Genomic DNA, 10,269 nt, shown 5'->3' on the forward strand with positions numbered 1-10,269 from the left:
TCGCGCTGCAGCCGTTCCCCGATCGTCTCGCTCTCACCGCGCAGCCTGTCGAGCTCCTAGCGCTACATTGGCATAGAGTCCGTCTCGAACGACAGCCTCGCGAGGCGATACCTCCTGACGCCCTTGGGGTCGTTCTTCGAGACACTCGACCTTCTGGGGCACCATATAGACAAAGTGGCCCTCAGCGAAATCGCGGCGGTGCTCCGGCTTGAGCACGACCCCAACGTCGTCGATGGCCTCAATAGTGGTGATCAACAGCGCCACGCCAGCAGAGCCATGGGGCAGACGTGGGCCTACGATCTTGAGAATCTCCTCCTGCGTGTGGCGGCAAACTTTGGGGGCCAGGACGAAAGGCGCCGTCCCAGCCTCAGCGATCTCCGCCTTGAGCCAGGCGGCATCGGCGTCGCGTTCATTTATTTTGTTCATAACGTTCTCGTTTCCGACGGGGCTGCTACGAGGACCGCAGCTTGCGTTTCAAATCTAGCGCAAGCCGTAATGAGCGATTTCAGGAACAAAGATTGTGCGACCGGATTTGCGTGCGAGCGCTGCAAACATTTCGTGATTGCTTGCCGCAGGTCGGCACGGGGCTGGGCGCGTCGTTACAACGGCTTGGGGGCGGCACTCAATAGTTTGCGCTGCCTACTCGTTCTGGCGCAGCTTCGCCGCGCGACGCACGTATGTCTTAATCGCGTTGCGATCCGAGATATCTTCTGACGCTTTCGCGCGAGACCTCGGAACCTGCTTGTTGCTTTTGGACTGCTGCGGGCCCCTGCTCGAACCAAAACCATGTTCAGCTTCGACGGCCGGCTGCGCGATCATGTCCTCTTCCAGTTCTTGATCAGAACCCACTCTTCCCGCGTTCCGGGACGGCGGACTCGACCTCACGACCTGAGGTGGATTTCGAACACGAAGTGCTTGCTGCTTTCGCCAGACCAGCGATGAAACATGCCCCCTTGAAAGGGGACGACCGTCACTTCTTGCCACACCGGCCTTGAACAATACGTCAACGATATCCGACCACTCAAGACCTCGGCGTCTGGCCTTCTCGAACCACTCAAGGTGGCCTCCATCGATCACGCGGGCGAGCTTGAGCACGCGACCGTCCGGAAGATTCACGTCGGCGGCAATGGTTTCAGCCCCTCTTTTGAGATCCTCATCGCTTAACAGCGAACGTTTCGACATGTCGCCCCTCCTCATAGCTCGAACCTATCGCCACAATAAGCCAAAGCATAATACCGCAGATAAACGCATCTTGCATCAAATTAAAGAAATTTGAAGAACGCACACCGGTGCACCGATGGTGCATGCGAAGAGTGAAACGTCTGAGAGGGGGCTGTTTTCGGACAGGCAGATGGGCAGGTGCCGAAGATGAAATAGCCGCCATTCAGCGGGGCTGCTAGGGGCCGCTCCCGTGAAGATTTTCGGCTGCCGATAGGTGCCCGAAAGTCCCCGAAGACCGAACCCGCGATCCGCAGACGCCGCGCTATGGGTGTTTCTGGATCTGGCCGGCTTGGGAACGGCACTGAGCAGGTGCGGGAGGCGATGCTGCTGGGGCGGACGGGTCGACAAAGAGGCCGATGAAGGGGAGCTTGCGGCGACAGATGTAGCCTAGCATTACAGTTGCATTTTTGATTTGAGGTGTGCTTGTTGCGCAGCGGCCTGATGTGCTCGTCGCCGGAGCGACCATGCGATAATGTATGAAGGTTCGATGCGCGCCGTGCGAGGCGGGTGGCGATGCGACGGATTTCCTGAATCGACCAGCGGATCAACTGTCGATCTTGCGCCTTGCGGGTCACATTGTTTTTGGGGGCGGCACGGCGTTGGCGCGATGGCGGATGACGGCCACCATGGCGACGGCGAGCATGACGAGCGGAACGTGGCGATGCCAGCCATGCCAGGAGCGGGTTTCGTTGTGGTCGAGGCCGAACTCGTTCTTGGCGGTTTCGAAGCTATCTTCGATCGCCCAACGATGCCCCTCCACCGTCACCAGCTTTTCGATGGATGTGCCAACCGGACACCAGGTTGAGAAGAAGGTGAGATCACCGTCGGCGATGTTACGGGGGATCAGCAGCCCGCGCGTCCAGATGCCGGCGAAAGCTGCGTCGAAATCATCGGCGTCAAGATCGGCGAGTTCGAGATAGACCCAATCATGCAGTCTTGCGTCCTTGGTTCCCTCGCCTGCCGACAGCCGTCGCCAGGCATTCTCAGGCAAGGCTTCAGCGATGTCCTTCGCCGTTCCGGCCACGGCCAAAGGTTTGCCCATGAGCGGAAAGGATGATTGGCGTTCACGCCCAGCACATAACCCTTGGCTGCTCGTTTGAGCGCCATTTCGATGTCGCCCACGCCATAGACACTGTCGGCCGCCACCCAGGAAAATGGCACGTTCGAAGCAATTGCCCGCTCGATCATCGTGAGCGCCAGTGCCGGTTTGGTGGCAAAGCGAACGTTTTCCGGCACATGGGCTGCCGCCAGGCGATCCCGGTCATCCGTCCAGGCCTTCGGCAGATAGAGCGCCCGGTCGATGAAGGCATGACCATGCCGAGAACATAGGATGCGAACACGAAGGCAAGGTGGTGTTCGAGGTGGGCGGGGAAACGATCCCGGCCGGGCCGGGCGCGATGCTCTTCGGCCCGAGGGGCATACCCCACCACTATTCGGTCCGGCGCGGACCGGCCCGCATGCGGTTCTTTTTGACCCCGGCGGCTTTGAAGAGCTCGTGCGCGCGAGCAGCGACGCGGCGGCTGCCAATACGGTGACGAACCGGGGCCATGACCGGTCGCAACTGCTGGAGATGGCAAAGGCTGCACAAGCAGAGATCGGCGCTTCCGAAATGATCGCCCTTGCCGATCGTGGATACTATGAGGGCGAGCAAATCCACTCCTGCGCCGAAGCCGGCATCATCCCGATGGTGCCCAAGCCGAATACGTCACCGGCTCAGGTCGTGACTTTTGGGGCAAGACAATGTTCGTGCATGAGCCTGAGTCCGACACCTATCGATGCCTTGCCGGCGCGCAGCTCCAGAAACGCTTTGCCAGGGTGGAGGGCGGCAAGCTCATCAGTGTCTATTTCAATCAGAAGGCCTGGTGACTGCACATCCCGTCCACTGTGCACAGCTGGCAAAGAGAAACGTATCCGACAATGGGAGCATGAGGCCGTGCTCGATGCCATGCAGGATCGGCTCGATGCGATGCCGGAGGCGATGGCCATCCGGCGCTGCACCGTCGAACACGTCTTCGGCACGATCAAAGGATGGATGGGCGCCACCCACTCCGAACGCGCGGGATCAAGAACGTCGCCACCGAAACCAGCCTGGAGATCCTGGCCTACAACATCAAGCGCGCTATCGCAGTTGCTGGCGTCGCCTCGACCATCAAGGCGATAACGGGATGAACAGATCCAACACGCGCTTTCGCAAACTATCCTGAACAACGAGCCGTGGCGAGTTCTCACACAGCCTCGGGCGCGTTACCGTCGTTGAGCAGTGTTGACAGCATTCCAAAAGTGGACATGAGGAGAAAACTATCTCTCGGCGTGCGGGGAGGTGCATTTCAATGCAGGCCGCAATCGTCCTGGGGAATGCCGAGAACTTCATTTAGGGTTCTGAGAAAGCGCCGCGCGACGCGCGACGGCCGTACTGTGCGCGAATGGACGATACGCGGCGTGAGAACGATGCTGGGCGAGATTGGCAGCAGGACGAGTTCGGGAAAGAGTTCGGCGACACCCATTGGTTCCACAATGGCCACGCCGCCGCCGGATCGCACCAGGGCGCAGGCGGTGACGGTGTTGTTGGTGCCGATCATCACCTGGCGATTGAGTCCCTCTTCGCCAAATGCCCTGTCGACAAGATCGTGCAGGGGCTGGTTGCGTACATTGGTGATCACTGAATGTCCGACCAGATCGAGCGGGGCTATCGACTTCTGGCTGACGAGCGGATTGTCGCGCCTGACGACGCAGACCACTTCGGCATCGAAAAGCGGGATTGAGTGGACGGCGCTTTCTTCGGCGGGAGCATAGATCAGGCCCAAATCCACTTGGTTGGTGGCGGCTAGGGCCAGTGTTTCCTTTGTGGTCGTGGTCTGCAGCCAAACGCGGACCCGCGAACGCTCCTGGCGAAAGCGGGCGATGGCCTCGGTCAGGAAGCCGCATGACATGGTGGGTGTGGAGGCCAGAGTCAGGACGCCCGATTGGGCTTCCTTGAGGTCATGGGCATATTTCTCCACGATGCCGATGGTGTGGAACACCTTGTCCACCTCGGCAAAGAGGCTGGAGGCCTCTGGCGTCGGGGCGATGCGGCCTCGGTCGCGGAGGAAGAGCGCGAAGCCCAGCTGATCTTCCATGCGCCGAATCGCCTTGGTGACCGCAGGCTGGGACATCTGTAATTGCTGTCCGGCGGCCGTGAAGCTGCCGCTCGAGATGACTGCACGAAACACTTCCAATTGCCGCAGGTTCAACATGACCATTCCTCCGGGTTATGACCTTCCCCGCTTTTAACTGTCGACAGGTGGGCATTGCCAGCGCAAGTTGACGGCAACAAACATAAGAACATCGAGGGAGGAAGAGCGCCGCTGCGCATTGACTTTCCTTGATCCAGGAAAGTCAATGACCCGTTTCAATATCCGTGCCCTCGAAATCCACAGCGGCTATGTGTGGAATTACGACCACGTGGTGCGTGCGCTGGGTTTCATTCGGCGGCACGACATGACGACGCTGGTGCTGCACCGGAACGATATCGTCGATCAGATCGTCTATCCTGGCGCCCTGTTCGGCTCGCGCGGCGATGCCACCAATATCTTTGAGCGTTACCAGGATATTTTCCGCAAGCTCTACAAGTATACGCCCACGCGGCGCAGCGGGCCCTATCAGCGGCGCGACTATCTCCGCCGCATCATCGAAATGGCGAATCGGCAGGGAACGAGCGTCTATTTCGAGAACAAGGAATTGTCCTTTCCGGACATTCTCATCGAGCTCTATCCGGAACTGACCAAGGACGGTACGCTGTGCCCGAGCGATCCGTTCTGGGCCGAGTTCATCAAGACCAAGTATCGCGAATTGTTCGAGGACCTGCCGGACCTTGCAGGGATCATCACTGCGCCGGGCACAGGGGAGAGCCGCCTTGCCATCTCCTCGAACCGCTGCCAGTGCGAGCGATGCCGCGCGGCGACGCCGCAGAGCTGGTATCGTGACCTGCTGATGGCCATGCACGAGCCAATCACGCAAGCGGGCAAGACCTTGATCGTGCGCGATTTCGTGTTCGATGCAAAGGCGCAGGCCGAACTCGCCGAAACCATCGAAAAGTTGCCCGAAGACGTGGTGGTATCGCTCAAGAACACGCCGCACGATTTCTATCCGACCTTTCCGGACAATCCGCGGCTCGGCGATGTCGGTCCGCATGCCCAGTGGATGGAATACGACACGATGGGTCAGTATTTCGGCTGGGGCGTGGGCATCGCGGTGATCATCGAGGATTACCGGCAGCGGATGGCCAGAGCGGAGAAGGCCGGCGCAAGCGGCATCATCCTGCGCACCGATTGGGAGAGCCTCGACGGCCATTCCAGCTTCGCCAATTTCAACTACATCAACCTTTATGCCGGCGCCGCCATTGCCCGGGACGGGCAGGCCAGCGCCCGTGCCATTTATCGCCGCTACCTCGTTGACGAGGAAATGGTGGAGGCGACGGCCACCGATGCCGATATCGAGACGGCAGCGCGCTGGGTCGAAGATCTGTTCTCGACGAGCTGGCAGACGGTTGCCAAATCGGTCTTCGTGCAGGATTGTGTGTTTTCCGATTCCAGCAATTATCCGGTAAGCCTCGCCCATGCGTTCTGGTTAGCGGAAGAAAAAAACAGCCTGCGCGACTGGGCACCCGAAAAGTGGGATGCGCTGGCGGCGGACGAAGCTAATCTCGACAGCATCTTCCGGGAGAAGGACGAGGCGGTGGATCTAGTCCTGGCGGCGCTCGACAAGCTGTCGCTCCGCCCACCTGCCCTCACCGACGAGGCCTATACGCGCTTCTGCAGAGCCATGAATGCCTTCGTTCTTTATGTGCGCGGGTGGCGAGGAGTGGTCCGCGCCTGCATGCTGGGCCGCTATCTCAGCGAGGGCCGGACGGGTCCGCTGGCTTTGGAAGCGCCGGGGCTGCTCGAGAGAGAACTGGCCGAACTGGTCGAGCTGGCCGCGGAATTCCGTTCTTACGCGCAGACGACTCAGGAGCGCTTCGTGGTCTATAACATGCTTAGCCCCGAGCGGGTCGAGGCCTTGGCAGCCGACTTGCGGCCACTTGTGAGCTGCGCATTGCCCGCAGAAGTATCCGCATGAACATCACCGCCAATAGTCCCGATAGGGCCCGCATCATAGTCGCCGCAGGACTCCTGATCTTTGCCGCTTTCTATCTTTATTCCGCATTCGGCCTTTCCTTTGGTGCCTGGAACAATCCGCGCGCAGGTTTTCTACCTAGGATCGCCGGGGTGGCCGGGGTAGTACTCGCCGCCGCCAATCTCCTCATGGTGATCCTCAAGGAGCGCACCCGGTCCGAATTTGGTGCCACGCCGCTGCGGGCGGTGTTCTTCGTTTTGGGGCTCATCACTTATGTGCCGGCGCTGCAATGGCTCGGCTTCATACCGGCCACGGCGATGCTGATGCTCTATCTCGTCAAGATCTATGAGGGGAAGGGCTGGATCGTGCCCGTCGTGGTCAGCGCAGCAACGACAGGCTTAGTCTACGTGCTGTTCCGCTACCTCCTGCAATTGCCGCTGCCGTGAGTATAACATCATGAACAGCCTCGAACTCCTGCTGCACGGGCTCAGCGTCGCCTTCACGCCCACCAATATCCTGGCCGCCGGCATCGGCGTTCTTCTCGGCACCCTTGCCGGCATGCTGCCGGGCCTGGGGCTATCGGGCACGATCGCGCTTCTGATCCCCATCAGCTTCGGCCTTGAACCGCTCACCGCCCTGGTGATCTTCGCGGGCATCTATTACGGCGCCGCCTATGGTGGCTCCACCACCTCCATTCTGCTTAACGTACCCGGCGAGGGAGCTTCGGTCGTCACCTGCGTCGAAGGCTATCCCATGGCCAAGCGCGGCCGTGCCGGTGCTGCCCTGTCCATCGCAGCCATCGGCTCGTTCGTCGCCGGATTGATCGGGCTCGTTGGGCTCGTCCTTCTGGCCAATACCATTTCCAGCGCCGCCCTCGCCTTCGGCCCGCAGGAATATTTCTGCATCGCCCTGCTGGCCCTTGTGGTGCTTGCTGGGGTAACCGGCGGCTCGATCATCAAATCGGGCCTAATGGCGATCATCGGCATCATGCTCGGCACGGTCGGCATGGATCCAATGACGGCAGCGGAACGGTTCACCTTTTCTTCTGACGTGCTGCTGGCCGGGGTCCCCTTCGTCATCGTCATCATGGGGACCTATGGCCTGGCCGAAATCCTTCAGACCGCAGCGGATCGCGAGAACGCCATCAGCCCACCCAAGGTTAAGCTGAAGGATCTCTACCCGAATAGGGAAGAAGCCAGCCGCGCGGTTCCCGCAATCGCGCGCGGCAGCATCATCGGCTTCCTCTTCGGCCTAATTCCCGGACCTTCAGGCACGATTTCGAGCTTTCTCTCCTACTTCGTCGAGAAGAGATGGAGCCGCGGCAAGGACCAGTTCGGACAAGGCGCCATCGAAGGCGTCGCCGGCCCGGAATCGGCCAATAACGGCGCGGATTCCTCGACGCTGATCCCGCTCCTCTCCCTGGGCATACCGTTCAATTCCGGCGCTGCCATGCTGCTGACCGGCTTCCTGATCCATGGCATCACACCCGGTCCCACGCTGGTGTCGTCGCACCCCGATTTGTTCTGGGGTCTGGTGGCCAGCATGTTCATAGGCAATGTGCTGCTGCTGATCATCAACCTGCCGCTGGTCGGGGTCTTCGCCTCGGTGCTGCGCGTCCCGCTCTCCTATCTGATGCCGGCCGTGTCGGTCTTCGTGCTGCTGGGTGCGTTCTTCATCAATTACGGCATCTACGATATCTGGCTCGCCGTGGCCTTCGGCCTTCTTGGCTATGTCCTGCGCGCCACCGGATACCACCTGGCGCCCCTTATCATCGGGGTATTCCTAGGGCCAATGGTCGAGCGCGGCTTCACCCAATCCATGGTACTTCTGAACGGAGATCTGCTCGGCCTGTTCGCAAGGCCGCTGAGCGGCGCCATGCTGGTTCTAGCCATCATCTTCATCATCGCACGGGGCGCCTTCCTCATTTGGACGCATCGCACCAGGCGACTTGCCCTTTCGGTGCCGGGCCTGCCGTCCGACCCGCAAAAACCATCAACTTAGGGAGAGTAGAAATGATCTTGAACTTCAACCGCCGTGTAGCCGGCATGATGGCATTGGCCGCCATCGCCGCCGCCAGCCTGAGCACCCCGGCCTATGCGCAGGGCTATCCCGAACGCCCGATAAAAATGATCGTGCCGTTCGCACCCGGTGGCTCGACCGACCTTATTGGTCGGATCGTCATCGAGAAGGCCCAGGAAGAGCTCGGCCAGCCGATCGTGGTCGAGAACGTGGCCGGCGCCGGCACGCTGCTCGGTCTCAACCAACTCGCCGGGTCTAACCCCGATGGCTACACGATCGGCATGACCACAAGCACGGCCGTGCTGCAGCCGATCTACGGCAATGTCCGCTACGATTACACGGAAGCGCTGGTGCCGCTTGCCCAGTTCGCAGTGACACCGCCGATGCTGGCCATCAATGCCGGTTCTGAATGGCAATCTCTCGAAGATGTTCTTGCGGCGGCCGAGGCTCAGCCTGGCTTCGTCAAGTACGGCATCACCGGGGTGGGCAATTCTTCTCATCTCGGACCAGCCCAACTGGCGCTGGACGCCGGTGTGGAGATGCCGCATGTCGTCTTCGATGGCGGCTCCTCGCTGATGACGGCGTTGCTCGGCGGCCACATCCCCGCCGCCGCCGGCAGCCCGGTGGACTACAAGGACCAGATTTCGGCCGGTGCGGTGCGCGGGCTCGTAATGTTTGCCGCCGAACGCAGTGCCGATCCGGTTCTGGCCGATATCCCAACCGCGCAAGAACTCGGCTACGACATTGAAATCGCCTCCTGGACCGGCGTCAGCGCTCCGGCCGACATTTCCGAGGAAGTGCTGCAGCGGCTGGAAGCTGCCTTTGGGGCGGCAATGGCTGACGAAGAGGTTCAGTTGGCCATCCGAGACCTTGGATCCGATCCGGAATATCTCGACAGCGCCGAGTTCGCGCAGCGCTGGTCCGATGCCGGAGATCGCTGGACTGCGATCGTCACCGATACAGGCATTCTGGAACTGGTCCAAAGCCAGCAGAACTGAACGACAAGAAATCGATTTAACACCGCGGTTCTCCGCGGTGTTATTCGTCTTGTCTTCTGTTTATCGCCTGTTGCCGTAGCGAGACCGGCATTTGGACAATGGTTGCACGGGGGCAAGATGGGTTACTAGCCGATAGTGCCATTGAGGTTTCGCCAGTTGCAGATCTGCATATCGGCAATTGGGCTGGTGGCGTCGTCTTTGGTAGCGACTTTCCAGCAAACGATGAGCAGGACATTGATGGAATGGCCGCTTTTGGTCATCCGCAATCATGCCTTGAATGACCGATTTGGTGAAGGTTTTCGGGTGCCGTCAGGCGTACGAAAACCCCTCATGCAGGAACCTGCGGTCGGCATGCTTTGGGCTATGGGGTTTTATGTTTTGGGGCTGCCAGGGAGTGAGCGGCTTGAGGAACGTGTATTGGCCCGATGTAAGCGATCACGTTGCTTGCAGGCTGGACCGCAGAGCTTTTTGAGGCGTTCTGGCGTGCGCTTGTCCGACTGGGAGTGCTCGCCGTTCGACACGGCGCACACCATCCCGTTGGCCGCCGCTGGTTTGAAGAAGCCATATGGCTGAGCGAGCCATGCCGGGTCATGGCGCATTCTCCCGGTTCGTTGCCATCGTATTTGGCGGTCCGCGGGGCTGATGCCCGCGTTTGAAGACCTCGATGACAATCATGGGGCCGCCGCAGCACGGGCATGGCGGGCGAACGTCCGACGGATCTTCGGCTGTGGCGTGATCAGGCGGCGGGATGGCGTTCAGGAGCTCGCGGGCATACGCGATGTTGGTCTTGCGTGCGCTGCCGGCGAGCAGGCCGTAGTGCCGAATGCGGTGGAAGCCGCGTGGCAAAGCGTGCAGCAGGAAGCGGCGGATAAACTCGTTGGCGGCAATGGTCATGATCCGCTGTCGGTCGGCGCCCGAGCAGCGGTAATTCTTGTAGCGG

Annotated in this window: 11 protein-coding genes and 1 pseudogene; 7 read left to right on the plus strand and 5 right to left on the minus strand. The window is 60.5% G+C overall.

Annotated elements, in window-relative coordinates:
* Window positions 1-33: 33 nt before the first annotated feature.
* From V4T21_RS18985 to V4T21_RS18995, 3 genes and pseudogenes are all read right to left on the minus strand, one after another.
* A complete protein-coding gene (locus V4T21_RS18985) occupies window positions 34-426 on the minus strand; it encodes a hypothetical protein (RefSeq protein ID WP_332719881.1) in 393 nt (130 codons plus the stop codon).
* A gap of 213 nt (window positions 427-639) precedes the next feature.
* On the minus strand, window positions 640-1,182 hold the full coding sequence (locus tag V4T21_RS18990; protein ID WP_332719883.1) for a hypothetical protein: 543 nt from the start codon (window positions 1,180-1,182) through the stop codon (window positions 640-642).
* Window positions 1,183-1,792: 610 nt separating this feature from the next.
* Window positions 1,793-2,544, minus strand: a pseudogene (locus tag V4T21_RS18995) (IS701 family transposase); the annotation flags it as partial.
* Between the two features lie 38 nt (window positions 2,545-2,582).
* On the opposite strand from V4T21_RS18995, the gene V4T21_RS19240 reads away from it, so the two are divergent.
* Together V4T21_RS19240 and V4T21_RS19000 are read left to right on the plus strand one after the other, a co-directional pair.
* Entirely contained in the window at window positions 2,583-2,756 is a 174-nt protein-coding gene (locus V4T21_RS19240) for a cupin domain-containing protein (protein WP_440589680.1), read from the plus strand.
* A 493-nt stretch (window positions 2,757-3,249) separates the two neighbouring features.
* The gene (locus V4T21_RS19000) at window positions 3,250-3,390 is read left to right on the plus strand and encodes a hypothetical protein (RefSeq protein WP_332719885.1); all 141 of its coding nucleotides are present in this window, start codon (window positions 3,250-3,252) and stop codon (window positions 3,388-3,390) included.
* Window positions 3,391-3,548: 158 nt separating this feature from the next.
* On the opposite strand, the gene V4T21_RS19005 is transcribed toward V4T21_RS19000, so the two are convergent.
* Complete coding sequence (locus V4T21_RS19005; protein WP_332719887.1) at window positions 3,549-4,454, minus strand: LysR family transcriptional regulator; 906 nt, start codon at window positions 4,452-4,454, stop codon at window positions 3,549-3,551.
* A gap of 145 nt (window positions 4,455-4,599) precedes the next feature.
* On the opposite strand from V4T21_RS19005, the gene V4T21_RS19010 reads away from it, so the two are divergent.
* The 5 genes from V4T21_RS19010 to V4T21_RS19030 all read left to right on the plus strand — a co-directional run bounded on the left by V4T21_RS19010 (window position 4,600) and on the right by V4T21_RS19030 (window position 9,902).
* The gene (locus V4T21_RS19010; RefSeq protein WP_332719889.1) at window positions 4,600-6,315 is read left to right on the plus strand and encodes a hypothetical protein; all 1,716 of its coding nucleotides are present in this window, start codon (window positions 4,600-4,602) and stop codon (window positions 6,313-6,315) included.
* The gene (locus tag V4T21_RS19015; protein WP_332719891.1) at window positions 6,312-6,758 is read left to right on the plus strand and encodes a tripartite tricarboxylate transporter TctB family protein; all 447 of its coding nucleotides are present in this window, start codon (window positions 6,312-6,314) and stop codon (window positions 6,756-6,758) included. The genes V4T21_RS19010 and V4T21_RS19015 overlap by 4 nt, the downstream gene beginning before the upstream one ends.
* Window positions 6,759-6,768: 10 nt before the next feature.
* Window positions 6,769-8,313, plus strand: a complete 1,545-nt coding sequence (locus tag V4T21_RS19020) for a tripartite tricarboxylate transporter permease (protein ID WP_332719893.1) — start codon at window positions 6,769-6,771, stop codon at window positions 8,311-8,313.
* An 11-nt stretch (window positions 8,314-8,324) separates the two neighbouring features.
* On the plus strand, window positions 8,325-9,329 hold the full coding sequence (locus tag V4T21_RS19025; RefSeq protein WP_332719895.1) for a Bug family tripartite tricarboxylate transporter substrate binding protein: 1,005 nt from the start codon (window positions 8,325-8,327) through the stop codon (window positions 9,327-9,329).
* Between the two features lie 141 nt (window positions 9,330-9,470).
* Window positions 9,471-9,902: a hypothetical protein gene (locus V4T21_RS19030; RefSeq protein WP_332719897.1), complete on the plus strand. Its 432-nt coding sequence runs from the start codon at window positions 9,471-9,473 to the stop codon at window positions 9,900-9,902.
* 15 nt (window positions 9,903-9,917) lie between these two features.
* On the opposite strand, the gene V4T21_RS19035 is transcribed toward V4T21_RS19030, so the two are convergent.
* Window positions 9,918-10,269, minus strand: a 352-nt coding sequence (locus tag V4T21_RS19035) for a transposase (protein ID WP_332719899.1), incomplete at its 5' end; no start/stop codon positions are given.

The sequence above is a fragment of the Pelagibacterium mangrovi genome (assembly GCF_036662815.1).
GTDB classification, from domain to species: domain Bacteria; phylum Pseudomonadota; class Alphaproteobacteria; order Rhizobiales; family Devosiaceae; genus Pelagibacterium; species Pelagibacterium mangrovi.

Excerpts from the sequence above, each read along its gene's own strand:
- V4T21_RS19020 (WP_332719893.1), top strand. The coding sequence starts at position 6,769 with ATGAACAGCCTCGAACTCCTGCTGCACGGGCTCAGCGTCGCCTTCACG.
- V4T21_RS19015 (WP_332719891.1), top strand. The coding sequence starts at position 6,312 with ATGAACATCACCGCCAATAGTCCCGATAGGGCCCGCATCATAGTCGCC.
- V4T21_RS19010 (WP_332719889.1), top strand. The coding sequence starts at position 4,600 with ATGACCCGTTTCAATATCCGTGCCCTCGAAATCCACAGCGGCTATGTG.
- V4T21_RS18985 (WP_332719881.1), bottom strand. The coding sequence starts at position 426 with ATGAACAAAATAAATGAACGCGACGCCGATGCCGCCTGGCTCAAGGCG.
- V4T21_RS19025 (WP_332719895.1), top strand. The coding sequence starts at position 8,325 with ATGATCTTGAACTTCAACCGCCGTGTAGCCGGCATGATGGCATTGGCC.
- V4T21_RS19000 (WP_332719885.1), top strand. The coding sequence starts at position 3,250 with ATGGATGGGCGCCACCCACTCCGAACGCGCGGGATCAAGAACGTCGCC.
- V4T21_RS18990 (WP_332719883.1), bottom strand. The coding sequence starts at position 1,182 with ATGTCGAAACGTTCGCTGTTAAGCGATGAGGATCTCAAAAGAGGGGCT.
- V4T21_RS19005 (WP_332719887.1), bottom strand. The coding sequence starts at position 4,454 with ATGTTGAACCTGCGGCAATTGGAAGTGTTTCGTGCAGTCATCTCGAGC.